General features: G+C 70.8%; 17 protein-coding genes and 1 pseudogene. 10 read left to right on the top strand and 8 right to left on the bottom strand.

Annotation, left to right across the window (positions count from 1 at the left end):
- Positions 1–190 precede the first annotated feature (190 nt).
- On the bottom strand, positions 191–1,807 hold the full coding sequence (locus tag AB0D14_RS40050) for an L-lactate permease (RefSeq protein WP_362788939.1): 1,617 nt from the start codon (positions 1,805–1,807) through the stop codon (positions 191–193).
- Between the two features lie 220 nt (positions 1,808–2,027).
- The gene (locus AB0D14_RS40045; protein ID WP_362788936.1) at positions 2,028–2,450 is read right to left on the bottom strand and encodes a DUF3499 domain-containing protein; all 423 of its coding nucleotides are present in this window, start codon (positions 2,448–2,450) and stop codon (positions 2,028–2,030) included.
- Between the two features lie 369 nt (positions 2,451–2,819).
- Between AB0D14_RS40045 and AB0D14_RS40040 the strand changes: the two genes are divergently transcribed.
- The gene (locus AB0D14_RS40040) at positions 2,820–3,272 is read left to right on the top strand and encodes a metallopeptidase family protein (RefSeq protein WP_362788933.1); all 453 of its coding nucleotides are present in this window, start codon (positions 2,820–2,822) and stop codon (positions 3,270–3,272) included.
- 37 nt (positions 3,273–3,309) lie between these two features.
- On the opposite strand, the gene AB0D14_RS40035 is transcribed toward AB0D14_RS40040, so the two are convergent.
- The 3 genes from AB0D14_RS40035 to AB0D14_RS40025 all read right to left on the bottom strand — a co-directional run bounded on the left by AB0D14_RS40035 (position 3,310) and on the right by AB0D14_RS40025 (position 9,123).
- Positions 3,310–4,839: a DUF5719 family protein gene (locus AB0D14_RS40035; protein ID WP_362788930.1), complete on the bottom strand. Its 1,530-nt coding sequence runs from the start codon at positions 4,837–4,839 to the stop codon at positions 3,310–3,312.
- Positions 4,836–8,621 (bottom strand): glycosyltransferase family 2 protein, encoded by a 3,786-nt coding sequence (locus AB0D14_RS40030; RefSeq protein WP_362788927.1) that lies wholly within the window; start codon positions 8,619–8,621, stop codon positions 4,836–4,838. The genes AB0D14_RS40035 and AB0D14_RS40030 overlap by 4 nt, the downstream gene beginning before the upstream one ends.
- A 238-nt stretch (positions 8,622–8,859) precedes the next feature.
- A complete protein-coding gene (locus tag AB0D14_RS40025; protein ID WP_053723761.1) occupies positions 8,860–9,123 on the bottom strand; it encodes a WhiB family transcriptional regulator in 264 nt (87 codons plus the stop codon).
- A 735-nt stretch (positions 9,124–9,858) separates the two neighbouring features.
- Between AB0D14_RS40025 and AB0D14_RS40020 the strand changes: the two genes are divergently transcribed.
- The 4 genes from AB0D14_RS40020 to AB0D14_RS40005 all read left to right on the top strand — a co-directional run bounded on the left by AB0D14_RS40020 (position 9,859) and on the right by AB0D14_RS40005 (position 14,188).
- Complete coding sequence (locus AB0D14_RS40020) at positions 9,859–10,374, top strand: cysteine dioxygenase family protein (RefSeq protein ID WP_362788922.1); 516 nt, start codon at positions 9,859–9,861, stop codon at positions 10,372–10,374.
- A 216-nt stretch (positions 10,375–10,590) separates the two neighbouring features.
- Positions 10,591–11,550, top strand: coding sequence for a 2-phospho-L-lactate transferase (gene cofD, locus AB0D14_RS40015; protein ID WP_362788919.1), 960 nt, complete (start codon positions 10,591–10,593; stop codon positions 11,548–11,550).
- 44 nt (positions 11,551–11,594) lie between these two features.
- A complete protein-coding gene (locus tag AB0D14_RS40010; protein WP_362788967.1) occupies positions 11,595–12,980 on the top strand; it encodes a coenzyme F420-0:L-glutamate ligase in 1,386 nt (461 codons plus the stop codon).
- Between the two features lie 179 nt (positions 12,981–13,159).
- The gene (locus tag AB0D14_RS40005) at positions 13,160–14,188 is read left to right on the top strand and encodes a DNA-3-methyladenine glycosylase 2 family protein (RefSeq protein WP_362788916.1); all 1,029 of its coding nucleotides are present in this window, start codon (positions 13,160–13,162) and stop codon (positions 14,186–14,188) included.
- Between the two features lie 153 nt (positions 14,189–14,341).
- On the opposite strand, the gene AB0D14_RS40000 is transcribed toward AB0D14_RS40005, so the two are convergent.
- Together AB0D14_RS40000 and AB0D14_RS39995 are read right to left on the bottom strand one after the other, a co-directional pair.
- Entirely contained in the window at positions 14,342–15,424 is a 1,083-nt protein-coding gene (locus AB0D14_RS40000) for an NDP-sugar synthase (protein ID WP_362788913.1), read from the bottom strand.
- Between the two features lie 165 nt (positions 15,425–15,589).
- Positions 15,590–16,729, bottom strand: a pseudogene (locus tag AB0D14_RS39995) (peptidoglycan recognition protein); the annotation flags it as partial.
- Positions 16,730–17,319: 590 nt separating this feature from the next.
- On the opposite strand from AB0D14_RS39995, the gene AB0D14_RS39990 reads away from it, so the two are divergent.
- The 4 genes from AB0D14_RS39990 (at position 17,320) to AB0D14_RS39975 (ending at position 23,404) form a co-directional block, all read left to right on the top strand.
- Complete coding sequence (locus tag AB0D14_RS39990; protein WP_362788911.1) at positions 17,320–18,075, top strand: TIGR03089 family protein; 756 nt, start codon at positions 17,320–17,322, stop codon at positions 18,073–18,075.
- 149 nt (positions 18,076–18,224) lie between these two features.
- Entirely contained in the window at positions 18,225–19,565 is a 1,341-nt protein-coding gene (locus AB0D14_RS39985; RefSeq protein ID WP_362788908.1) for an LCP family protein, read from the top strand.
- 257 nt (positions 19,566–19,822) lie between these two features.
- Positions 19,823–21,559, top strand: a complete 1,737-nt coding sequence (locus AB0D14_RS39980; protein WP_362788905.1) for an LCP family protein — start codon at positions 19,823–19,825, stop codon at positions 21,557–21,559.
- Positions 21,560–21,892: 333 nt separating this feature from the next.
- The gene (locus AB0D14_RS39975; RefSeq protein WP_362788902.1) at positions 21,893–23,404 is read left to right on the top strand and encodes an LCP family protein; all 1,512 of its coding nucleotides are present in this window, start codon (positions 21,893–21,895) and stop codon (positions 23,402–23,404) included.
- Between the two features lie 206 nt (positions 23,405–23,610).
- Here the strand turns inward: AB0D14_RS39975 and AB0D14_RS39970 are convergent, their stop codons facing one another.
- Entirely contained in the window at positions 23,611–24,639 is a 1,029-nt protein-coding gene (locus AB0D14_RS39970; protein ID WP_362788899.1) for a glycosyltransferase family 2 protein, read from the bottom strand.
- Positions 24,640–24,767: 128 nt separating this feature from the next.
- Between AB0D14_RS39970 and AB0D14_RS39965 the strand changes: the two genes are divergently transcribed.
- Positions 24,768–26,219 (top strand): LCP family protein, encoded by a 1,452-nt coding sequence (locus AB0D14_RS39965; RefSeq protein ID WP_362788965.1) that lies wholly within the window; start codon positions 24,768–24,770, stop codon positions 26,217–26,219.
- Positions 26,220–26,444: the final 225 nt, after the last annotated feature.

Genomic DNA, 26,444 nt, shown 5'->3' with positions numbered 1-26,444 from the left:
CAACCCTCCTGGAGTCCTCAACGGAGACCCCAAACTACCCGTACGGACTGACACTCGGCTGTGCGGGACCTGAGCGGGCACATACGGACATCGCAACCGAACTTCCCGCGGATCTGTCGCAGGCCTCACGCGGACCCCAGGCAGGCCCCACCCAGGCTCCACGCGGGCCTCACCCAGGCTCCACGCGGGCTTACGGAAGCATCCATTCCAGGACGGGCGAGCTCTGTCCGACGACGATCAGGCACATGACCAGCAGGAGTCCGAGGCTCCAGGGGAGCACCTTGCGCAGCAGGTCCCCCTCGCGGCCCGCGAGCCCGACCGCCGCGCAGGCGATGGTGAGGTTCTGCGGCGAGATCATCTTGCCCAGGACACCGCCCGAGCTGTTGGCGGCCGCGAGGAGTTCCGGAGACAGACCGGACTCCCTCGCCGCGGTCACCTGAAGGGCGCCGAAGAGCGCGTTGGCCGAGGTGTCCGAACCGGAGACCGCCACACCGAACCAGCCGAGAACGGGTGACAGGAAGGCGAGTCCCGCCCCGGCCGCCGCCACGAAGTGGCCGATCGTGGCCGCCTGTCCGGACAGGTTCATGACGTAGGCGAGCCCCAGGACGGAGGTCACGGTGAGGATCGCGAACCTCAACTCGTGGACGGTGGCCGCCCACTCCTTCAGCGCCACGCGCGCGTGCACCCCGAGTACGACCGCCGTGCACACCCCGGCGAGCAGCACCAGCGTGCCCCCGGTGGAGACGATCGGCCAGGTGAAGACGTTTCCGCCGACCGGATCGCCATCAGGGTTCACGACGTTCAGGAAGGGCCAGTCGAAGACGCGGGTCGTCTTCGCCAACTGGTCCTTCAGCGCCGGGATCTGGGCCAGGGAGAAGATCACGACGATCAGCGCGTACGGGCTGTACGCGCGCAGCACTTCGGAGCGCGGGTCCTCCTCGTCCAGGTCCTCGCTGCGTACGCCCGTCAGGACCGCGGCCCGTACGGGCTCGGCAGCGGGCCTGCGTGCCTGCGGCACCGCCATCAGCGCGCCCGCGCCGGCCAGGGCGGCCCCGATGTCGGCGAGTTGGGCGGAGACGTAGTTGGAGGCGGCGAACTGGGCCACCGCGAAAGCGAGTCCGCACGCCGCGGCGGGCACCCAGGTCTCCCGCAGGCCACGTCGCCCGTCCACCAGGAAGACGAGCACCAGGGGCACCACCAGGGCGAGCAGCGGAGTCTGACGGCCCACCACGGAGGCGACGGTGTCCAGCGGCAGGTCCGTGACCTGGGCCAGCGTCACGACCGGTGTGCCCATCGCACCGAAGGCGACCGGCGCGGTGTTGGCGACGAGCGCGACCACCGCGGCGCGGACGGGATCGAAGCCGAGCGCGACCAGCATCACCGAACAGATCGCCACGGGCGCGCCGAAGCCCGCGAGGGCCTCCAGGAGCGCGCCGAAGCAGAAGGCGACGACGAGCGCCTGGATGCGCGGGTCGTCCGAGAGCCGCCCGAAGGAGCGGCGCAGGATGTCGAAGTGCTGGGTACGGACGGTCATCCGGTAGACCCAGAGGGCGTTGACGACGATCCACAGGATGGGGAAGAGGCCGAACACCGCCCCCTGGGCAGCGCTGGAGAGCGTCTGGCCGGCCGGCATGCCGTACACGAGCCAGGCGACCAGGGCCGCGGCCGCGAGCCCGATGAGACCGGCCAAGTGCGCCTTCATGCGGACCCCGCCGAGCAGGACGAGGACGATGACGAGCGGCAGGGTCGCGACGAGCGCGGACAGGCCGAGCGAGTCGGCCACGGGCTCGAGTTCCTGTACGTACACGGAGCCTCCCCCGATTCCGCCATGCGGAAATCAATTTCACGCCGGACCGGGAAAATGGTCGTGTCCGCGACAAGGGCGCGTCAATGGTCGTGCGTCACCGAGTGAGACATACACCGAATACACACGAGGTGAAGCCCCGTTCGGGGGCACGAGGTCGCGGAGTTTGACCCCGGGGCTTGGCTCAGGAGTCCGGCCCAGGCGTTCGGCCCAGGGGTTCGGCTCAGGAGTCCGGTGAGCGCAGGACCCGGAGGTGGCCGCGGCGGGCGACCTCCATCGGGTCCGCGCCGCGGGGGTTGCCGCCACCCGCCTGCGAGGCCCGCTCCTGGGGGCGGGCCGCTTCGCGGACCGCGTTGGCGAGCGCTTCCAGGTCGTCACCGCTGGGGCGGGAAGGAGCAGAGCTGTCCGCGAGCCTGACGACCTCCCAGCCGCGCGGGGCGGTGAGGCGCTCGGAGTGCTGGGCGCACAGGTCGTAGCAGTGGGGTTCGGCGTACGTCGCGAGCGGGCCGAGGACCGCGGTCGAGTCGGCGTAGACGTACGTCAGGGTCGCTACGGCGGGACGGCCGCAAGCGGTGCGCGAACAGCGACGTACAGGGCTCACGATGTTGGACGGTACCGCACTCTTGAGCGGGCCGCGACGACTCACCCCGGGGCCACCCCACCGTGTCGCGCGATGACGCCCGCCACAGAGGGCCTCCGGCGGGCCTTCTTGACCTGCGGGTACGGGTGTTGACGCGATACCGGACAGCCTTGCCGCGATCGCGAGTCGGTGCGAACACGGTCAATTGACGTGCTTCCGGCGGCCCGTGAAGGATCGTGAAGGATGCGGAATCCAGTCCGATCTTGGCTTGAACGATCACCCTGCGACATGCACGTGCGGCGTACGCGTGCGACATGCGCGAACGAGGCGCGAACGAGGGCTGTGGAACCACATGACGTGACATTCCCGGGCCCCTGGCCAGGCCGCGTGCCGAGTGCGGGCGGGACGGCGCGCGGGGACTACGCTGCGTCAGTGATGGACAACCCAGTACCGCCCCGTCCCGCCGCGCCAGGGCCCCGCCGTCGTGATCGACACGGGCGAGGGATGCGTGGGCCGGTGGCACCACCGCAGGTGCCCCTCTCGGCCAGTCGCGCCGAGGTGTTCGGCGATCTGGTGCAGGACTCCGTGGAGCGGCTGGAGCGACGGTGGCCGCAGCTCTCCGACATCGAGTTCATGGTGCTGGAGGTGCCCCGGTTCGACCCGGCCGGTGACGAGGGCTGGGGCGACCAAGCGGTACCTCTGGGCGGCACGACGCCGGCACACGAGGGCCGTCCCGCCCGGGTCATCGTCTACCGTCGCCCCGTCGAGATCCGCACCAAGGGCCGCGACGAGCGGGCCGCGATGGTGCACGAGGTCGTGGTGGAACAGGTCGCCGAGCTGCTGGGGCTGACTCCGGAGACCGTCGATCCCCGTTACGGGGAGGACTGAGCCCCGCAGCCGCTTACACCGAAGTCCCTGGAGCCTCTTACTTCTGCAATACCGAGAGGTCCTGCTCCGCGTCCGGTACCTTCACCGTCCCCCGGTCGTCCGGGAGCGTCTGAACGGTGAACATCGGTACGCCGCCCTCGGCCGCTTCGAGCATCCGGGCCGCGTGGACGGGGCCGCCGGACAGCCGCTCCACCGTGAGCGCGTATGTGCCCTTGAGACCGCCGGGCACGGGCAGCTCGACGTTCTGGGTGGAGCCGCCCTTGATCGTGTACGTCTTCGTGGCGGCCGTGCCTCCGTCACTGCCCGCGGAGGCCGTGACCTTGACCTTCGCGGCGCGGTCGGGGGCGACCAGGGAGAGCGTGGAGCCCTTGGAGCTGTTGCCGACGGCCGTCGCACGCGCGCCCACCGCAGACGTGGCCGGGATGAACGCCGTCTCCTGCTTGTCGCCCTTGCCGCGTACGACCTGGAGGGCCGCGACTACGGGGGTGGGTTTGCCGGTCGGTGTCAGCAACAGGGAGCCCGCCTCGCCGCGCGTGACGTCGCCGAGGTCGACGGCGGCCGTCATGCCTGCCTTCACGTGCAGCGTCTCGTGCCCGGCGGGAGTTATCGTTCCGGTCGGCGAGGCGAGCCGCACCTTCAGGTCGGCGTCGGCCTCACCGGGGGCGAAGGCGACCAGGCGTACGGAGGTGGCGTCCTTCGGGATGCCCGGCAGGACGAGGCTGCCCGCCGGAGCGGTGGAGGGGGCGAGCCAGTCCCCGCCGAGCCGGTCGTCGAGCGCCTGGACGGCGGCGGCCACGCGGCCGCTGCGGACGGTGACGCGCACGGTGAGGTTGGTCTGCGGCTTGTCTATGAGCGTCGACAGGAGCACGGTCTCGCTGGAGTGCGCCGGGATCTTGATGCCCTCTCCGACCGTCGACTTGAGGGTCCCGTCCTTGCCGTACAGCTCGATGTCGGCGACGGCGGCGGAGTCGTCGGGGTTGGTCAGGTGCGCGTAGTCGGTGCGCTCCTTGGCGGTGCTGGCACCGGGGAACCAGAAGTCCGTGTCCGGGGCCGAGCAGGCGGTGCCGAGCAGGCCTCGGCCGTCGCCCGCCTCGACCTCCGTGGTCTGCTGGACGGCCCAGCCGGGTGCGAACCTGCCCCCGGCCGTGCCGACGAGCGCGGGCGACTGCGCGCCGGAGGACGTGCCCGTGACCGGCTTCCCGGGCTCCTTCGGCGAGAGGACGGGCTTCTCCTTCTTGCCGTCCTTCTTGCCGTCCTCCTTGCCGTCCTCATCGGCGTCGGAGCCGCTGGACGTGTCGTCGGCCGATTCCTGGCCCGCAGCCACCAGCTCGGCCTCGCCGCTCGTGCCGGCGCCCTTGGTGACGGGCGTGAACGACGTGTACGCGGTCTCGGCGAGGTCCGAGGTGCTCGGAGCCGGGCAGAGCAGGCTGGTGCGCTCCACGGGCAGTTGGGCGGCCGCCTTCGCCGTGTCTCCGCCGGGCGCCCCCGGCTCGGACATCGAGGCGAAGCCGGTGACGGCGGCGAGCGCGGCCACGCCGGCGATGAGGGACACGGTGGTGCGGTTCACTGCTGGCTCCCGTCGGGGCGCTCACTGTCGGTGCCGTGCTGTTGCTGCTGTTGCTGTTGCTGTTGCTGTTGTTGCTGCTGTTGTTGCTGCTGCTGCTGTTGCGCCGGGTCGTACTGCGGGTCGTAGCCCTGGCCGTACGTCTGCGACGGGTCGTACGCCGCGTTCCCCGTGTCGTACGCCGCGTACGGGTCGTAGTGGCCCGCCTGGTACGGGTCCGCCTGGTTCGGGTCCGCCTGGTACTGCTGCTGCTCGTAGGTGCCCGCCGGGTACTGCGGGGCACCCTGGTACTGCTCGCCGCCGTAGGGGCCGTACTCGGCGCCGGCGTACGTCGTCGTGTCCCACTCGCCGTAGGCCTGCTGCTGCGGGACCGGGGCGGTTGCGGGGCCCTGCTCGGGAGCCGGGAAGTCGGAGGGGAACGCGTCGGTCCGCTCCCCCTGTCCGGCCCCCGCCTGTTCGGCCTCGGGCTGTTCGGCCTCGGCCTGGGCGCGCAGACGGCGGGCCCTGCGGCCCTCGCCCGAGACGGGCTGGACGGGCACGACGGCCTCTTCGGGCAGGTCGTCGTCGACGTCACGGCGCCGGCCGGGCAGCGCGAGCACCACGAGGACGACGGCGAGCGCGCCCTGTCCCCACAGCCAGCCGGTGTGGCTGAGCGGCGCTTCGAAGGTGACGTCCAGCCGACCCGCGGCGGCGGGCAGTTCGAAGCCCTGTGCCCAGCCGTCGACGGTGGTCCTGGTGAGCGGCTTCCCGTCGAGGGTGGCTGTCCAGCCCTCGTTCGCGGTGTCCGCGAGGCGCAGGACGCGGCCGTCGGCACCTGCGGGGATCCTGGTGTGCAGTTCGACGGGGCCGGCCGCGATGGGCTGCGGGTCGCCGGCCTCGGGAACGATGGCCGCGCGCGCGACCTGCCGGTCGACACGCCACAGGGCGCTGCCGTCCTGCTGGCTCAGCCGGCTCAGGCCCGGTGTGGCGTCCAGGACGCGGCTGACCTCGCGGGGCGCACCGTCGCGCACCAGGACGTACCGCACGGCGAACCCGCCGAGCTGGTTGGCCTGGTCGGCGCCGGAGCCCGCCACGAGGTTGGCGACGACCTTGTCGAGCGTCTTGTTCTCGCCGTCCGCCGCGGTCAGTTCGGCGTCGCCGAGGCGGGCGCCGGAGCCGCGGACGAGGGTGTAGCCGACCTTGGCCGCCGAGTCGCTGTCGAGGACGAGGGTGCGGGCCTGGTCGCGGGTATTGCTCTCCTCGGCGACGAACGCGGGCACCTGGACGGGATCGCGCCGCTCCAGGGGGCCGTCCGCGCCGCGGATCATCCATCCGGCGGCGATGAGCAGCGGCCCCGCGGCCGAGGCGAAGGCGATGAGCACGGCGACCGGCTGGCGCCAGCCGAAGCTCTGCTCGGCCACGCGCGAGCGCGCCCCGTCGGCGCCGAGGGCGGCGGCGGCGAGGAAGGCGAGGCCGTAGACGAGGGTGGCGGGGCCGGCCCAGGTGGAGCTGTTGGAGAGCGCGGCGAAGACCAGCGCCACCAGCGCGGCCGTCCAGGCGGCCCAGATTCCCAGCTGCCGGTCGGCGCGCACCAGCGCGGCCACGGCGGCGCACACGATGCCGATGAGCATCAGCCCGCTGACCGTCCCGGGTCCGCCCGGACTGGCGCCCAGCAGGTCGAGTGCGGAGGCCGCCCCCGACTCGTACTCCATGCCGGCCTCCTGGAAGAAGCCGAACGGGAGCAGGGAGAGCGACCAGGGGGCGAGGACCAGCAGCGGGGTGCCGAGCTGAACCAGGAAACGCAGCCCGTAGGCGGCGAGGTCCCTCCGGCGCACAGCCGCCAGAGCGAGTCCGAGCACCAGCGCGATGGGCCACACGATCGGCGTGAACGCGGTGGCGAGGGTCAGCAGGAGCGCGTACGCCCAGGTGGCCCGCCAGCTGCCGCGGCCCGTCTCCGAGGCGAGCCCGCTCGCCGCGATTCCCGTGCGCGCGATGAGGGGCAGCAGGACGGCGAGGACGGAGGTGCCGATGCGGCCGCCCGCGAGCGCGCCGGTCGCGGCGGGCAGGAAGGCGTACGCGACGGACGCCCAGGCGCGCAGCAGGCGCGACTCGACGAGCGGCCGGGAGACGAAGTAGGCGGCGAAGCCGGCCAGCGGTACCGAGCCGATCAGGAGGACCGTGACGGCGAGTCCGGTGGATCCGAACAGCACGCTCGCGAGCATCGCGACGAGTGCGAGATAAGGGGGCGCGGACTGTGTGTTTCCGGCGCCGACCGGGTGCCAGCCGTCCAGATAGCGCGACCACAGTTCCGAGGAGTCCGCGGGGGCGGGCATCAGCGCGCCGCCCGCGAGCGCACCGCCGCCGAAGAGTTCACGGCAGGCGATGAGGGAGAAGAAGAGGAGCACCACGAAGACCATCGGCCCGGGCTTGCGGGCGACGCGCTTCAAGCGGGCGAACTGCTCGACCTGGAGGAAGTCGGCGTCGTCGCCGCCCGGTCCGGACTCGACGGCGCCGCCGTGGCGACCCGCCGCGTTCAGTTCGGGGTCGGAGCGGCCCACGAGGTTGCCCGTGGCCTGTTCGACGGTGGCCCGGACCGTGGCCCCGGGGGGCGGGAACAGTGCGCGCAGCTCGTCCTTGTCCATCTGGGGGCTGCCCCGCCTGCGCCGGCCCGCGATGATGCGCTCGGGGCGCAGCAGCGTCCCCAGGAGGCCGCGGATCTCGTCGACCGCCTGTCCGGGGACCTTTCCGACGAGGTACGCGACCGTGCGCAGCAGTGTGCCCAGTACGAGCCTCACGAGGACCCAGGGGAGCGCCGCGCTGCGGACGTTGACAAGGAGGGTGTATGCGGCGCCCGCCTTGTCGACCTTGTGCGGGGAGGCCGAGGTGCGGCCCACGCAGTCGACGGTGCGGCGCTCGCGGGAGGACGCCTCGGCGTGCCGTACGACCGCTTCGGGGGCGACCAGGACGCGGTGGCCCGCGGACTGGGCGCGCCAGCACAGGTCGATGTCGTCGCGCATCAGGGGCAGTCGCCGGTCGAAGCCGCCGAGCTCCTCGTAGACGTCGCGGCGGATCAGCATGCCGGCGGTGGAGACGGCCAGCACGGGCTGTACGTGGTCGTGCTGGCCCTGGTCCTGCTCGCGCCGGTCGAGGCCCGTCCAGCGGCGGCCGCTGTGGGCGATGGTGACGCCGACTTCCAGGAGCTGCCTGCGGTCGTACCAGCCGCGGAGCTTGGGGCCGACGACCGCGACGTCCTTGCCGAGATCCCGCTCGTTCTCCACGACGCGCAGCAGCTGGGCCAGGGCGTCGGGATCCGGGGCGCAGTCGTCGTGCAGGAGCCACAGCCACTGCTCGGGGGCGCCGTGCGGCAGTTCCGGCAGGTCGTACGTGTCGTCGCGCCAGGTGCGGGTGACCGGGTCCCAGCCGCTGGGGCGCTTCAGGTACGGAAGGTCGTCCGGGGTCAGCACGCCCGCGGTGCGGACGGCCTCCTCGACGGCCTGGCCGAAACCGGTGCGCCGGGCCAGGTGCAGTACCCGGTCGGCGCCGAGGGCCTGGGTGACCAGCTGGGCGGAATCGTCCGCGCTGCCGGTGTCGGCCGCCACGGCGTTCTGTACGGGGCGTTCCTGGCCCAGTAGCCCGGCGAGGGCGTCGGGCAGCCAGCGGGCACCGTCGTGCGAGACGAGCACGGCGGTGACCACGTGCCTCGGAAACTCGGGCGGACGACCTGGGTCGAACGCCGACGGGCCTGCCGGATCGAACGCTGCAGTGGCAGTGTCGTACTGACCTGCCGAATGGCTGTGCACGGACATCGAGGTACGGGCCCCGGTTCGCTGGACTGCGGTGGACGCCTGTGCCCTCGGGGGGCCACGGGGCGTCTCGGACGGAGGCCCACACTAACGGCTGTACAACAGAGCGGCCCGCCGCCTGTGGATAACCCACCTGCGCCGGGCCGTTCGTTACGTATCCGTATACAGGGTTGTGCGCCGTTCGATCGGAGCGCGACGGGACGGCGACCAGGTCGCGATCGAGCCACGATCAGACGGGCGATCAGACGGCGGCCTTCTTCAGACGACGCCGCTCACGCTCGGACAGACCGCCCCAGATACCGAAGCGCTCGTCGTTGGCGAGGGCGTATTCAAGGCATTCCGAGCGGACCTCGCAGGCTAGGCAGACTTTCTTCGCCTCGCGGGTGGAGCCGCCCTTCTCGGGGAAAAAAGACTCGGGGTCGGTTTGCGCGCAGAGCGCCCGTTCCTGCCAGCCGAGCTCCTCTTCGGCCTCGTCGACCAGCAGTTCCTGAAACAGCTCGGTCATGTGTGCCCCTCGTCCGTCTCGCGTCCCCGTGATGCTGCCGTCACCGATTTCGGCTGAACGACACGAGTGAAATTACAAGTGCGCCGATCCGGGCCAGTCAAGCCGAGATCTGCTATTGGGCCCCTTATTCACTCTGCGGAACCAAGGTTATGCGGAAAGTGTTCAAATCGGCATAAACCCCTGGCAGCCGAAAACGACCCCGCGGGGGACTCCGACTCCGCGCGGGATGTGTACAGAGAAAGACGCCCAGGAGTTCGATCTCGTTCCGACACGGCCGACGAAACGAACCGGATCACAGGTGGGCCACGGGGACCGCACAGGGATCACGGGGTCGCGCCGAGGCTCGTGCGCCCGGTTGTGCGCCATGTGTCCCGGGAACCTCCTGCACAAACCTTTCACCATCGAGGCGGCCCGGATGAGGTGAAACATCGCCCACATATCGGACGTCAAGTTGACAGTGCGGGTGTGAACCGGTGTGCTGGTGGGCATGCTCGCGAACTCGGCACTCACCTCGACCCGCACCGCCGGGTCCCTCGGTGCTGTCCACGTTCGCTGTAGCTGTTGCTGTCGCAGCTGTTGAGCTCACCGCGCTCCCGCTGCCGCCGAGTCCACTGAGACCGGCCGCTGGTCCCCTTCGCCCGTACCAGGGCACACCTCACGCCCGCGATCCGGGCGGCCGGTACGTGACACCCAGACCTCCAGCACTCTCATCTGCCGAGGAATACACCGCACTCCATGAACAGCGACAGCGACCTTCAGATCGCCGGCGACATCCTCGAAGTACCGCACCTGCTCCAGCCGCCGCGCGAGCATCCGGCCACCGTGGCCGAGTTCGTCGGCCTCGCCCGATCCATCGCCGCCGACCGCTCCCAGTGGGAGCACCTCGTCCGGTACGACGCGGCCTCCCGGTGGTACCACCGGCTGCGCACCGGCCCCGGCTACGAGGTGTGGCTGTTGTCCTGGGTCCCCGGACAGGGCAGCGAACCGCACGACCACGGCCCCTCCTCCGGCGTGCTCACCGTCCTGGAGGGCGCACTGACCGAACGCACCGAGCGGGGCACGCGCGCCCTGGGCGCGGGCGCTCAGCGCGTTTTCGCGCCCGGCTATGTACACGAGGTCGTCAACGACTCGCTCGAACCGGCCATAAGCCTGCACGTGTACTACCCCGGGTTGACGGAGATGCCGATGCTCCCCCATTCCCAGCTCCGTTCGACCGGCGGGACGCCCAACGCCCGGTGCTCGGTGGTCTAGGGGGTTTCTGGTGGATCTCCGTGGGTGAAGGAGCGGCGGTCGGTGCGTGCTCTCGGCGTGCCGGGCACAGGCCCGCGTACTGGACGTACTTGGGTCTGTGTCCGGTGCGGTGAGAGTGCGTGCCGGGCGCCGCGACGCCGCGGAGATCCATCAGAAGCCCCCTAGGTCCCGTAACCGGCTGACGCGATGTCGTAGCCGCCTGCGAGACTGCTCGGCATGCGCATTGTGGTTCTGGCAGGCGGCATCGGCGGTGCCCGGTTCCTGCGTGGTCTCCAGCAGACCGCGCCGGACGCGGACATCACGGTCATCGGCAACACCGGGGACGACATCCACCTCTTCGGGCTGAAGGTCTGCCCGGACCTCGACACGGTGATGTACACGCTCGGCGGCGGTATCAACGAGGAACAGGGGTGGGGGCGGGCCGACGAGACGTTCCATCTCAAGGAGGAGCTGACGGCGTACGGCGCCGGCCCCTCCTGGTTCGGTCTCGGCGACCGGGACTTCGCGACGCACATCGTGCGGACGCAGATGCTGAGCGCCGGATATCCGCTCAGCGCCGTCACCGAAGCGCTGTGCGACCGGTGGAAGCCGGGCGTCCGGCTGATCCCCATGAGCGACGACCGGGTCGAGACGCATGTGGCCGTCGAGCTGGACGGCGAGCGCAAGGCCGTCCACTTCCAGGAGTACTGGGTGCGGCTGCGGGCCTCCGTGGACGCGCACGCCGTGGTGCCCGTGGGCGCCGAGCAGGCCAAGCCCGCGCCCGGAGTGCTGGAGGCGATCGCCTCGGCCGACGTGATCCTCTTCCCGCCGTCCAACCCCGTCGTGTCCATCGGCACGATCCTCGCCGTACCCGGCATCCGGGAGGCGATCGCCGAGGCAGGAGTGCCGGTGGTCGGCCTCTCCCCCATCGTCGGAGGCGCGCCCGTGCGCGGCATGGCCGACAAGGTGCTCGCCGCTGTCGGCGTCGAGTCCACCGCGGCGGCGGTCGCCGAGCACTACGGCTCGGGTCTCCTCGACGGGTGGCTGGTCGACACGGTGGACGCCGCGGTGGTGGAGCAGGTCACGGAGGCGGGCATCCGGTGCCGTGCCGTCCCGCTGATGATGACCGACCTCGACGCGACGGCCGCGATGGCCGGCGAGGCACTGACGCTGGCGGAGGAGGTGCGGGGCGCTTGAGCGACGTGAGTGACATGAGTGACGTGAGTGACGTGAGTGACGCGATGCCCCGCGGCGGGCCGGCCGGGGAGCTGCCGCCGGGTGCGCCCGGTTATCGAGTCTGGGCCCTGCCCGGAATGCCCGAAGTACGGCCGGGGGACGACCTCGCCAAGCTGATCGCCAGTGCCACTGCCGTGCCCGATACCGGTGCCGGTGCCGGGCACGGACTCGCGGACGGCGATGTGCTGCTGGTCACCTCGAAGATCGTCTCCAAGGCCGAGGGGCGCGTCGTCGAGGCGGTGGACCGGGAGGCGGCCATCGACGCCGAGACCGTGCGGGTGGTGGCCCGGCGCGGACCGCTGCGGATCGTGGAGAACCGGCAGGGGCTCGTGATGGCCGCCGCCGGGGTCGACGCTTCCAACACACCGGCCGGCACCGTGTTGCTGCTGCCCGAGGACCCCGACGCCTCCGCGCGGACGATCCGGGACGGCCTGCGAGACACCCTCGGTGTCGAGGTCGGAGTCGTCGTCACGGACACCTTCGGTCGGCCCTGGCGGACCGGGCTCACCGATGTCGCCATCGGGGCCGCCGGAGTGCGCGTACTCGACGATCTGCGGGGCGGCACGGACGCGCACGGGAATCCGCTCGGCTCCACCGTCGTCGCCACCGCCGACGAGCTCGCCGCCGCCGGGGACCTCGTCAAGGGCAAGGCCGCCGGGCTGCCGGTCGCCGTCGTGCGCGGGCTGTCCCATGTGGTGGGCACGGACCGCGGGGACGGCGGGGACGGCGGGGACGAAGGAGCCCGGGGCATGGCCAGGAGCGCCCGCGACGACATGTTCCGGCTCGGCACCTCCGAGGCCGTACGGGAGGCCGTCACCCAGCGGCGTACCGTACGGGCCTTCACCGACGAGCCGGTCGACCCCGGTGCCGTACGGCGTGCGGTGGCCGCGGCGGTGACCGCGCCGGCCCCGCATCACACGACACCGTGGAGATTCGTCCTCCTGGAGACGGCCGAGTCGCGTACGCGGCTCCTCGACGCCATGCGGGACGCCTGGATCGCCGATCTGGAGCGGGACGGGAAGAGCGCGGAGTCCATCGCCAAACGGGTGCGCCGCGGGGACGTGTTGCGCAGGGCTCCGTACCTCGTCGTGCCGTGCCTCGTCATGGACGGGTCCCACACGTACGGCGACGCCCGGCGCGACGGGGCCGAGCGGGAGATGTTCGTGGTCGCCACCGGCGCCGGCGTGCAGAACTTCCTGGTCGCGCTCGCCGGGGAGCGGCTCGGATCCGCGTGGGTGTCGTCGACGATGTTCTGCCGGGACGTCGTCCGGGACGTGCTCGCGCTGCCGGAGGGCTGGGATCCCATGGGCGCCGTCGCCGTCGGGCACGCGGCCGAGGAGCCGAAGGCCCGGCCCGAGCGGGATGCGGGGGCTTTCATCGAGGTGCGCTGACCCCGGGCCCGTCCGGCCCACCCGGCCCACTCGGTCCCACCCCACCCCATCCGGCTCACCCGGCGGCCTACCCTCGTAGGGCATCGCCCGGCCTCGCCGGAACCTCCACCGCTGCCACCCTTCCAGCCCCCAGCTCCTCCAGCGCCCCACCGCCTTACGAGCATCTCTAGGACCTATCCGTGGCCGGACGCTTCGAACAGCGGCCCACGCGTACGACCGTGCGCGGCGGGCATGTCGTCGTGCCCGCGCCTCGGTCGGCGGCTGACGTCGGCGCCGGTGCTGGCGCCGGTGCCGACGTCGGCGGGCGGACGAGGAACTGGGTGCCGCCCTGGCCGCTCGACCTGGGGCTCGTGCTCGGGCCGTTGCGGCGGGGCCCCGCCGATCCCACCTTCCGTTCCACACCGGACGGATCGGTGTGGCGGGCCAGCCTCACTCCGGTCGGGCCCGGCACCCTGCGGGTGTCCACGCGCGGAGGTGTCGTGCGGGGAGAGGCGTGGGGGCCCGGGGCGGAGTGGCTGCTCGACCAACTCCCCCGGATGCTCGGGGAGTCGGACGATCCCGGGGTCTTCGAGCCCCGGCACCGGCTGGTCGCGATGGCTCGGCACCGGCGGCCCGGGCTGCGGCTGACGCGTACCGGACTGGTGCTGGAGTCGTTGATTCCGTCGATTCTGGAGCAGAAGGTCACGACCGACGAGGCCTATCGCGCCTGGCGGACGCTCGTGCGGAAATACGGCGCGCCCGCGCCCGGGCCCGTGGACGGGCGCATGTTCGTCATGCCGGCGCCCCGGGTCTGGTCGCTGATTCCCTCGTGGGAGTGGCATCGGGCCGGGGTCGACAACAAGCGGGCGTCGACGATCCTGCGGGCCGTGCGGGTGGCCCGGCGGATGGAGGAGGCCGTGGCGCTCGATGCGTTCGCAGCGCAGGAGCGGCTTGAGGTGGTGTCCGGGATCGGACCCTGGACCTCGGCGGAGACCGTGCAGCGGAGTCATGGGGCGGCGGACGCGGTCACTGTCGGGGACCTGCATCTGCCGGGGATCGTCGGGTACGCGCTGGCGGGCGACCGGGACGCGGACGACTCCGTGATGCTGTCGTTGTTGGAGCCGTACGCGGGGCAGCGGCATCGGGCCGCCCGGCTGATTCTGTTGAGCGGGCGCACGCCGCCCCGGCGGCAGCCGAAGATGCCTCGCGGGGACATCGGGCGGCTGTGAGTTGGGCGGGGCCTTTTTTCGCCCCCGCCGCCCCTACCCTTCCCGTCCTTCTGGGGGCTGCGCCCCCAGACCCCCCTTTCGGCCTGAACGGCCTCGTCCTCAAACGCCGGACGGGCTGAAAGACACAGACGCAGGTGCCGGATGAGCTGCTGGTTACTGGTCCGACGAGAAGCGCAGTGACGCCTGGGGGATTCGGGCGTCGCACCAGACGCGTACGCCGTCGCGGAGTTCGTTGTCCGGGCCCACCGACGCTCCGTCGCCGACCACGACGCCGGTGAGGATCGAGCGGGCGCCCACCCGGGCGCGGGCGCCGACCAGGGAGTCCGTGACGACCGCGCCCGGTTCGACGACGGCGTCCGCCAGGATCGTGCTGCCGAAGATGCGGGCCCCCTCACCCACGGTCGCGCCGCTGCCGACGACCGTGCCGCCGGTCAGTTTGGCGTCGGAGGCGACCGAGGCCGTCGCGAGGACCAGGCTGTCGCCGCAGCGGCCCGGGACGGCCGGGGACGGCGCCCTGCCCAGGACCAGGTCGGCGGAGCCGCGCACGAAGGCCTGGGGAGTGCCCAGGTCCAACCAGTACGTGGAGTCGACCATGCCCTGGAGATGCGCCCCGGTGGCGAGGAGGTCCGGGAACGTCTCCCGTTCGACCGAGACGGGACGGCCGGCGGGTATCGAGTCGATGACCGACCGGCGGAAGACGTACGCGCCCGCGTTGATCTGGTCGGTGACGATCTCCTCGGGCGTCTGGGGCTTCTCCAGGAACGCCTGTACGCGGCCCGAGGCGTCGGTCGGGACCAGGCCGTACGCCCGCGGGTCCGGCACCCGGGTCAGGTGCAGCGAGACGTCCGCGCCCGTGGACCGGTGGGTGGCGACCAGGGCCGGGATGTCCAGGCCCGTCAGGATGTCCCCGTTGAAGATCAGTACGGGCTCGTCCGGGGACGACCTCAGGAGGGAGGCCACGTTCCGTATGGCGCCGCCGGTGCCGAGGGGTTCGTCCTCGGTCACGTACTCGATGTGGAGCCCCAGCGACGAGCCGTCGCCGAAGTGGGGCTCGAAGACCTCGGCCAGGTAGGACGTGGCGAGCACTATGTGCTCGACCCCCGCCGCTCTCGCCCGCGCCAGCTGATGCGTGAGGAACGGTACCCCGGCCGCCGGAATCATCGGTTTCGGCGTGTGCACCGTGAGAGGGCGCAGCCGTGTGCCCTTGCCCCCGACCAGGAGGATCGCTTCTGTCACCTGTCGTCTCTGCTTCCTGATGGGGCCGGTCGAACGGTATGTCGGCCGGCCGGTGTATGCAGACCGTTTCGATGGCTGTGGGGCACCTCTGGAGGGTGGCTGTGGGGAGCCGCCGGGTCCGAGCGACCCGGCGTGCCGGGCCGCTCCGTTCCCGCCGACCGGAGCTCATCGTCCCTGGTAGCGGGCCGAAGTGACGCGGGCCTTGCCGAGCTTCGCGTAGAGCCGGCGGCCCGGGCATTCGGTGGCGAATCCGTCCCGGTGACCGGAGATTACATTGAGTCGTACGTTTTTTCCTTTTCGGTACAGATTTCCGCCCCCTGACTTGAGGTAGGTCTTGCCGCGCGGGTTCACTCCGTAGAGGCCGAGCTTCCACGCCGTGAGCCGGGCGACGGCCTTCACCGCGGCGGCGGGCGGGTTCGCGCCGCCGAAACTTCCGATGACGGCGATCCCCATGCTGTTGCTGTTGAAACCGAGAGTGTGTGCGCCCATCACCGGCTTGGCCACACCACCGGCCCGGCCCTCGTAGATGTTTCCGCACTTGTCGACGAGGAAGTTGTAGCCGATGTCGCGCCAGCCGCTGCTCTTCACGTGGTAGCGGTAGATACTGCGGATGACCGAAGGGGCTTGCGCACAGCGGTAGTTGTTGCCCGAGGCGCTGTGATGGACGAAGGCCGCCTTCACTCTCTTCGTGTAGCTGAACTTCCGCTCACGGATCCTCTCGGAGGCGCCCCAGCCCCGGCGGGTGACGATGCGCGGACGTGCGCCGATGTACGGCCTCGCGCGCTGGCCGGCCCGTGTCTCCTGCCGGCTCAGGGCCGGGATCTCGGTGGCGCCGAGGGGCGCGAGGTCGGCGTTGACCACGGAGGCGGCCGCGGACTCGGCGCTCAGGGCGTTGGCGCGAAGGGCGTCCGGTTCGGGGCCCTGGGGCGGAGGCTCGGCACCGGGATCGACCAGTTCGACGTGCAGGCCCTTGGGAAGCGGTACGGCGGCGACGGCTCTCCCGTCGGCGCCGGCCCGGCCGCCCGCTTCTGCCCGGACGCGGACCTCCACGCCGTCGGAGTCCCCCACCCACAGGGGTGCCGTGGAGCCCCGCACATGGCCGGATGTGCGCTCCGCGGTCTCCGGGTCCGCCGCGTGCTCGTGGTTGTGGGTGTCCACCTCCTGCCAGTCGGACCAGTTCGCGGCGCCGGTGCCGGCGGCACGGGTGCGGACCTGGACCCGGCCGTGGAGTTCGCTGTCCGGGTCGTCCCAGACGATGCCCACGAGGGAGAAGTGCCGCACGTCCCGCCGGGCGAGGCCCTGGTCCGGGGGCACGGGGGGCACGGGGGGCCGGTTGCGGTCGCCGGAGGGAACGGAGTCGGAGGAGGAGGGAGAGGACGAAGGAGCGGAGGTGGAAGAGGGAACGGACGGGGTTCGGGGGGTGCCGGGACTGAGGGGAGTGAGCGGGAGGGACTGGGTGCTGCCGGGGGCGGCAGGGTCGGCCCGTGCCTCCGTGGAGGCCCCCGCCGCGGCCGCGAGGGGGGCTGCCGCCGAGGTCGTCGACGACCTCGGGGGTACGGGGCGGACGCGGGCCGATCGTTCGGATGCCGATCCGGATACCGGCTCGAAAGCCGGTCCGTCCGGAGTGACCCGCTCGGCGGCCGGTCTGCCGGTGGTGGGTCTCCCGGCCTCCGAAGGCGTGGCCACGGCACCCGAGGACAGTGCCAGCGGAAGGGCCAGGGCGGCCGCACATGTGACGGCGATCGAGGAAGCTAGGTGTCCGCGCATGCCCCTGATCCTGGACATAGTAAGACTTATCTGTCCATTTGGGATTTGACGGACCGTCGGCCTTACTCGGCCGAATCGGTGCCCCTGGCTCCCCCGCCCGGGCAGCCGCCCGCGTACGCTTGCGTCCCGTGAACGCCACCGACCGCACCCCTGCCGACCTGCTGCGATCCGCGCTCGCCACGGATCCCACACGCCCCCTGGTGACCTTCTACGACGATGCCACGGGCGAACGTGTCGAACTGTCCGTGGCCACCTTCGCCAATTGGGTGGCCAAGACCGCCAATCTGCTCCAGGGCGAACTGGGCGCCGAGCCCGGCGAGCGGGTGGCGTTGCTGCTGCCCGCGCACTGGCAGACGGCGGTGTGGCTGCTCGCATGTTCCTCGGTGGGCGTGGTGGCGGCTGTCGGGGGCGCCGCCGACGGTGCCGATCATGTGGTCGCCGGGCCCGGACAGTTCGAGGCCGGGCTCGCGTGTTCCGGGGAACGGGTGGCGTTGTCGCTCGCGCCGCTGGGACGCCGCTTCGCGCAGCCGCCTGCCGGGTACGCCGATTACGCGGTCGAGGTTCCTGGCCAGGGGGACGTCTTCCAGCCGTACGGGGCCGTGGACCCGGAGGGTCCGGCTCTGGTTGTTGCCGGGGCGGAGCTGACAGGGGCGGAGGTCGTGGAGCGGGCTCGGGAGGACGGGGCCGGATTGGACCTGGTGGGGCCCGGGGCCCGGCTGCTGTCGTCCCTCTCCTACGACACGTGGGACGGACTGAGCGCCGGCCTCTACGCCCCGCTGGCCGCCGGAGGGTCCGTGGTGCTGTGCCGGAACCTCGATCAGCTCGGAGAGGACGCGCTGGCCAAGCGCATCGAGAGCGAACGGGTCACGTCCACGGCTCGCTGAGGTTTTCTTCCCCCGTCCTCGTCCTCGTCCTCGAACGCCGGACGAGCTCAAGGCCTTCCCCCGTTCGGCCCCCTTCTCAAAGCCCCTCGCCCCCGACCGCGTCATGGTCGTAAGGGCAGGTTCGGGCGGCAGGAGGGGTGGAGTGTGGCGTGAGCGGCACCGGAGAGACACGCGATGAGGGGGCGGTCGGGCCCAGTGCGGGCGCGACCGCCCCCGGACCCGGTGTCGCCCGGCGTCGCCGGCGGTGGCTGCGGTACACGGGGATCGGAGTCGCCGTGGCCCTCGTGGGCGCCGCGGGAGCCGGGTGGGCGGTGTACGAGAAGCTGGACGCCAACATCACGTCGGACGACGACACGGCCGCCGAGCTGGCCCGGTACGAGAAGGAACGGCCCACCGCGCTGGTGCGCGGCGCGCAGAACATCCTGCTGATCGGGTCGGACTCGCGGTCCGGGGACGGGAACCGCAAGTACGGCAGGGACTCCGGCACCGAACGCTCCGACACCACGATCCTGCTGCACCTCGCGGCGGACCGGCGCAACGCGACGGCTGCCTCGGTGCCCCGCGACCTGATGGTGGACATACCGAGCTGCCGGGGTCCGGACGGCGCCCGCACCGGTCCCGTCTTCTCGATGTTCAACTACGCCTTCCAGAGCGGCGGTCCCGCCTGCACGATCCGTACGGTCGAGAAGCTGACCGGCATTCGCGTCGACCATCACATGGTGGTGGACTTCCACGGCTTCAAGGACATGGTCGAAGCGGTGGATGGCGTCGAGGTGTGTCTGAACGAGCCGATCGACGACCCCGCCGCCAAACTGCGGCTGCCCGCGGGCAAGGTGAAACTCGACGGCGAACAGGCTCTCGGCTATGTGCGTGCCCGCAAGACAATCGGTGACGGCAGCGACACGGACCGGATGGACCGCCAGCAGCGATTCCTCGGCGCACTCGTCAACAAGGTGCGCAGCAACGACGTACTGCTGAATCCGGCGAAGCTCTATCCCGTGCTGGACGCGGCGACGTCCGCGCTCACCACCGACCCCGGGCTGGCGAACCTGCGGGGCCTGTACGACCTGGTGCGCGGCATGCGCAACATCCCCACCGAACGTGTGCAATTCCTTACCGTGCCCAGGGAGTCGTACGCCTACAACGCCAATCGCGACCAGCTCGTGGAACCCGAGGCGGAGAAGCTTTTCGAACGGCTGCGCAGGGACGCGCCGTTGGAGGTCACAAAGGAACTTCCAGAGGATTCCGGCGCAAAGAGGAGCGGCAGCGAGTCCGTCGGCGACGAGAACGAGCACGGCGATTCGTACGGCTACGAGCCTTATCGCCAGGGCGACGAGGGCCGAGAGGGGCACCAAGAAGGGCGCCACGAACGCGACTCGGGAACGGAAGATGGCAAATCGGGCGGAAAGCGGCCTGACGACCCCTCGACATCGCCGAGTTCCGCGCCGACTTTCCGGGGGAACACAGCCGCCGAGGATGCGTGCGGTTAACGCCCGAACAGGCCTCCAGGTAAAGGGAACACCAAGAGGGAGAACGTACGTTCAAAGAATTGGGCGTATTGCCCGCTTGTAGGGACGTGCAATTTGTCACCGTCGTCGCTTGACGCTGAAGTGGGCAGCTAGTGTGAGCGATCCGGTGCACCCGGCCATGAGGCTCCCTCTGGGTCGCGCACTGGTTGGACCGACTGACCGAGCGTCTTTTGAGGGGGAAAGGCGCCGCGTGGCCCCGACGGAGGACTCAAGCAACCGTGGACGCGCAAAGCCGTGGGCGGGCGGACGATATCGATCCCGCAGACCAGTGGGTACTCAACCCGAACACCGGCGACTACGAACTGCGACTGCAGAATTCCGCTCCGCAGTCGACGGTCCCAGGTCCCCGCTCCCGCAGAGCGGCAGGCGCTGCCGCGCCTCCGCGTGGGCGCACCGCTCCCGGACGGGAGCGGAAGGGAACACCCGAGGAGGCGCCGGACCCGGGCGTGCCCGGACCGCGCAGGCGACGGGCACCGCAGGAGCCCCTGCCCGGCCGCCGCAAGGGTCGGCCCAAGAAGGCAAGGGGCAAGAAGATCCTGCTCTGGACGGGCGGCACGATGGCCTTCCTGCTCGTCGGGACGAGTGCGGCCGGGTACCTCTACTGGAAGCACCTAAACGGGAACATCACATCTGTCTCCGACGACGGCGCGGGCACCGGTGGCTTCAGCAAGGACCGGGCGATCAACGTCCTGTTGGTGGGCACGGACAAGCGCACCGGTGACGGAAACGCCGGCTACGGCGACTCGGAGAGTCCCGGGCATGCCGACACCACGGTGTTGCTGCATGTCTCCAAGGACCGTACGAACGCCACCGCGATGAGCATTCCGCGTGACCTGATCACCGACATCCCGGATTGTCCGACGACCCAGGAGGACGGTTCCTCCAAGGTCATCCCGGGCACGTTGAAAACGCGCTTCAACGAGAGCCTGGGCCAGAAGGGCCGCACGCCTAGTTGCACGATGCGGACCGTCACCGCGCTGACCGGCGTCAAGATGGATCACTTCATGATCGCCGACTTCAACGCGGTCAAGACGCTGACCACGGCGGTCGGCGGTGTCGACGTCTGCCTCGCCAAGGACATCGACGACCCGGACTCCAAGCTCAAGCTGTCCAAGGGCGAGCACAGCATCCAGGGCGAGGATGCGCTCGCCTACGTCCGCACCCGGCACTCCGTGGGCTTCGGCGGCGACCTCAGCCGGATCGAGCTCCAGCAGCAGTTCCTCAGCGCCCTGATGCGCAAGCTGAAGTCGAACGACACGCTCACCAGTCCGACCAAGCTCCTGAAGCTGGCCGAGGCGGGTACCGAGGCCCTGACCGTCGACTCGAGGATCAACAGCATCACCAAGCTCCGCGACCTCGGCACGGAGCTGGGCAAGTTCGACACCAAGAACCTGTCCTTCACCACCGTGCCGGTGGTCGACAACCCCGCCGAGAAGGTCAAGACCACGGTGGTCCTCCAAGAGGCCAAGGCCAAGGACATGTTCGCCCTGATCAAGGACGACGTCTCGCTCACCGCCGTCAAGCAGAAGCAGAAGAAGGAGAAGGCCGCCGTGGCCGCCCGGCTCAAGGGCACCAAGGCCGATCCTTCGGCGGTCCGCGTCCGGGTCCTCAACGGCGGCGCACCCGCCGGTTCCGCGCAGGAGACACTCAACTGGCTGCAGCTCGACGAGGGCGTGACCAAGTCCGAGAACGCGGGCAACGCCGGCGCGACGCTGAAGAAGACAACCGTCGAGTACGCTCCCGACCAGGCCGATCAAGCACGCAGGCTCGCCGATCTCATGGGGCTGTCCGGGTCGGCCATGAAACCGGGCAAGAGCGTGACCAACTCCCAGGGTCTTCCTGCGATCACGCTGACCCTGGGTGAGGACTTCAAGGGGGCCGGGGTTTCTCTGACCACTCCGTCGACGGGGGACGTCGAGAAGTCCACGGCGGACAAGGTCGAGTGCGCCAAGTGACCTAACAGGTCCGTCCTACGTCTAACGGGACGTAGGACGGACCTGTGTCGTCAGGCGCAGGGTGGGGAGGCAGGGGACATGACGCAGAGCAGTGTGCGTGGGGAGGGGGCTCGCCCACGCGGCGCGCATGCGGAGGAGCGCAGCCGCGGCGACGGCTCCTCGCAGGCGGAGCAACGCGAGGAACGCGGTGGGAGCGACACTCCGCGCACGCGGACGGCGCGGACCGCGCCGGGCGGGAAAGACGGCGGTAACGGAAGCGACGACGGCGTGGACGGCGGCAGACGGACCAGACCGCGAGGCGGAAAACCCCGTCGAATACTCCGGTGGTCCGCGATGATCCTGGCGGTACTGATACTCGGGACGGCCGGCGCCGGATACCTCTACTACCGCCATCTCAACGACAACATAGCCAAGGGCAAACGCAACAGCGGTGAGTCCGGGGTCGAGAAGACCGATCCCAACGCGGACGGTCAGACACCGCTGAACATCCTGCTGATCGGCTCCGACAGCCGCAACTCGGACGAGAACGTGAAGCTCGGCGGCAGCAAGGACCAGCGGGGCAGCAAGCCGCTGGCCGACGTGCAGATGTTGGTGCACGTCTCCGCGGACCGCAAGAGCGCGTCCATCGTGAGCATCCCGCGGGACACCCGGGTGAAGATCCCCAAGTGCGAGGATCCCGACAGCGGTGAGACGTACCCGGAGACGAACAACATCATCAACATGTCACTGCAGCGCGGCGGAGCCGGCTGCACGCTGGCCACCTGGCAGAACCTCACCGGTGTCTACATCGATCACTGGATGATGGTCGACTTCGGCGGCGTGGTGAAGATGGCGGACGCCGTCGGCGGCGTCGAGGTCTGTGTGCGGCAGAACGTGTGGGACCGCCCGCTGCCGGGTGTTCCCGGCGGTTCCGGTCTGAAGCTGAAGGCCGGCAGCAAGAAGGTCAAGGGGAAGCAGGCCCTGCAGTGGCTGCGCACCCGGCACGCCTTCGAGAGCGACCTCGGCCGGGCCAAGGCCCAGCACATGTACATGAACTCGATGATCCGCACGCTGAAGAGCCAGAACGCCTTCACGGACAGCGGACGGCTGATGGGTCTGGCCGAGGCGGCCACCGAGTCCCTTGAGGTCTCCGAGGAGATCGGTACGGTCAAGAAGCTGTACGACCTGGGGATGAAGCTCAAGACCGTGCCGACGGAGCGGTTCACGATGACGACCATGCCCACGGTGCCGGATCCGTACGACGCGAATCACCTGGTCCCCAAGACCACGGACGCGGACAAACTGTGGTCGATGGTCCGAGATGACGTGCCCTTCGACAAGGGCGGCAAGGGCGGCAAGGACGGGAAGGACGGCAAGGGCAAGAGCGGTTCGGCGTCCGCCGGTCCGGACGCGTCGAGCACCGGGCCCGCCGCGGCGCCCGCGGAGGGGCTGGCGGTCACCGTCGTCAACGGCACGGCGGGCGGCGACAGGGCGCAGGCGCCGGTGAACAACCGGGCCTCGGCGATCGCGGGCGCCCTGCAGGGCAAGGGGTTCGCCAAAGCCACCGCGAGCGTGGAGGCCGGTCCCAGCTCGCGTACGCAGGTGACGTATCCGAAGAGCTCGGGTGACCAGGGCAGGGCGAACGCTCTCTCCGTGGCCAAGGCCGTCGGCGTGCCGAGCGGCCAGGTACGCGCCACTGCCGACGCCGTCACCACCACGCTGACCATCGGCAGCGACTGGCGGGAGGGCACGGCCTACCCGAAGCAGTCCACTCCGGAGGCCGGCGACCTGCCCGAGAGCGCGGACGCCATCAACGGCGCGGACAAGGGTGCCTGCATGCCCGTGTACAAGCCGTACCGGTACTGAGCGCTCAGCGCGCGGTAGTCCGAGCCAGAGCAGACCGGCGAGGGGCCGGAACCACTGTCACCACGACAGCGGTTCCGGCCCCTCGATGTTTCTGACTGTCGGCGGCTCGGCTGTCGGCAGCTTGGGCTGTTCCGGCGGCTCCGGCTGTCGGCGGCTTGGGCTGTCGGCGGCCTTGAGCTGTTGCCGGCTCTGGCTGTCGGCGGCGGTCAGGTCTCGCTCAGTACCGCCGGACGACGCGACGCGATGACCTTCTTGGCCAGTGCCTTCGGGCTGGTCAGGAAGCCCCAGCCCCACGACATGTGCATGGTCGCGAGGGCCACCGGGATCCGCAGCCGCGCCCTGAGGGAAAGGCCCTTGCCCGCGGGCAGCGAGCCCGCCGCGATCGCGACGAGGTAGCCGGCGGGGACCAGGAAGCCCCAGCGGGTCACCGCCGCGCCCACCACGAGGCCCACGGCGATCACGCAGACCGCCGTCGGCGGGGCCAGGTAGCGCAGGTTGATGGAACCCTCGTGGTAGCGCGCGACGACATGACGCCAACGGCCGTAGTCCTTGTACTGCTTGGCCAGGGCCTGCATGGAAGGGCGCGGACGGTACGAGACCCGCAGCTCGGGCGAGAACCAGATGAGGCCGCCCGCCTCCCTGATCCGGAAGTTCAGCTCCCAGTCCTGGGCGCGGACGAACTCCTCGTTGTAGCCGCCCTGTTGCTCCAGCGCCGCACGGCGGAAGACGCCCAGGTAGACCGTCTCGGCCGGGCCCGCCTGGCCGCCCGTGTGGAAGGCCGCGTTGCCCACGCCGATCTTCGAGGTCATGGCCGCGGCGACCGCGTGTTCCCAGTCGTTCTCGCCCTCGGCGTGCATGATGCCGCCGACGTTCTGCGCGCCGGTCTCCTCCAGGAGGCGGACGGCGGTGGCGATGTAGTTCGGCGAGAGCATCCCGTGCCCGTCGACGCGTACGACGATGGGGTGGCGGGACGCCTTGATCGCGGCGTTCAGCGCGGCGGGGGTGCGACCGGTCGGGTTCGGGACCGTGTGCACCCGGGCGTCTTCGGTCACGAGTTCGGCCGCGATCTCGTCCGTACGGTCCGTGGAGGGACCGATGGCGATCACGATCTCCATCTCGCCCGCGTACTCCTGGGCGAGGATCGCTTGGACGGCTCCGCGCAGATGCCGTTCCTCGTTGAGGACGGGCATGATCACGGACACGGCGGGCAACGGCACGGGGGGCTTGGCGTTCATCGCGGGTTACGTTACCGCGAATGGGGGACAGGGAGGCGCGCCGCCCGTCCCCTGCGCCGGTCAGCAGATCGTATGGCCCTACGGTGCTCACGGACTCCCACACCCCGGCCGACGCGGAGGTGTCCGCCTTGCCCACCCCGCCCCGCTCCCCCGCCCCTCCTCAGCGGCAGCGCCCAGCACGGCCGCCCGTATGGCGCCGCCGGCCGGACTGGGCCGTGCGACGGGTGGCGACCTCACTGTCCCTGGTGGTGCTCGCGGCGGCCGGTGTCGGACACGCGGTGGTCACCGGTCTCGACTCCGACATCAACCGGATCGACCCCTTCAAGGACATGAAGAACCGGCCCGCACGGGGGCACGGCATGAACGTGCTCCTGGTCGGCACCGACGGGCGGGACCGGATCTCACCGGAGGACAAGGAGAAGTACCGGCTCGGCGGCGCCCCCTGCCACTGCACGGACACAGTCATGATCGTGCACCTCTCGGCGGACCGGAAGCGGGCCAGCGTGGTGAGCCTGCCGCGCGACTCGTACGTCGAGACGCCCGCGCACACCGACCTGACCACCGGCGAACGGCACAGGACGCACCCGGTCAAACTGAACGCCGCGTACGCGGAGGGCGGGCCGCAGCTGACCGTGCGCACCGTCGAGAACATGACCCGAGTGAAGATCGACCACTATCTGGAGGTCGACTTCACCAGCTTCATGAAGACCGTGGACGTGCTCGGCGGGGTGCGGATCTGCGCGGTCCGGCCGCTGCAGGACCCGGTCACCGGGCTCGACCTGGCGGCCGGGACACATCAGCTGAACGGCGGGCAGGCGCTGCAGTACGTGCGCTCGCGGCACATCGACGGGGCGGCGGACCTCGGCCGGATGCAGCGCCAGCAGCGGTTCCTGGCGGCGCTGATCGCCCAGGCCACTTCGTCCGGGGTGCTGCTCAACCCGATCAGGTTCCGCGAGGCGACCCACGCCGTGCTCGGTTCCGTCCGCGCGGACAAGGGCTTCGGGACGGACGAGCTGATCGATCTGGGGCGGGCCATGCGGGCCTTCTCGCCGTCCTCCTCGGAGTTCACGACCGTCCCGATCGGGAAGATGGCGTACGCCGTGAAGGGCATCGGCTCGACCCTGAAGTGGGACGAGAAGAAGGCGGGGCAGCTCTTCAGGACCCTGCGCGACGACCAGCCGCTCGCGCCGCACCGGGTCCGCTCCAGAGTCCTGCGCGTCGATGTCGCCCCGCAGCAGATCCAGGTCCAGGTCGAGAACGGGACCATGACGGCCGGGCTCGGCCGCCGGGTGGACAGCGAGCTGGCCGCCACCGGGTTTCGCACGACGCGGGTCCCCGTGGACGCCCAGGACCGCTCCCTGAGGCGGACCGTCATCCGGTACGACCCCCGCTGGGACCGCTCGGCGGAATCCCTCTCGGTGGCTCTGCCGGGCAGCGAACTGCGCCCCGCGACCGGCCAGGGCCCCTTGATGAGGGTGATCGCGGGCGCGGACTTCAAGGAGGTCAGAAAGGTACGGGCGGACGACCCGTCCCAGGGACGGTTCGAAACGGTGACGGGGGATCAGGTGATTTGCCCGTAGCCCACCAATCCGCCGGCGGCGCGCCGACGAACCACATGCGGGGACGGCTTGCGCAGCGCCTCACCGGAAGCCCTCCGGCCGGGCCCCTGGACGACCTGGCGCCGCGGCACCAGCGGCACTACTAGCGGCACTAGGGCGTGTTTCGAAAGTAGCGTCGTCCGCCCGGAGGGCGGGCCCGGCGGCGTCAGGTGCGTGCTCTCGGCGTGCCGGGCGTAGACCCTCGTA

Origin of the sequence: Streptomyces sp. NPDC048484 (genome assembly GCF_040651415.1) — a bacterium.
Taxonomy (GTDB): domain Bacteria; phylum Actinomycetota; class Actinomycetes; order Streptomycetales; family Streptomycetaceae; genus Streptomyces.
The sequence above is the reverse complement of the archived record's forward strand: the minus strand, read 5'-3'. Positions and strand labels throughout refer to the sequence as shown.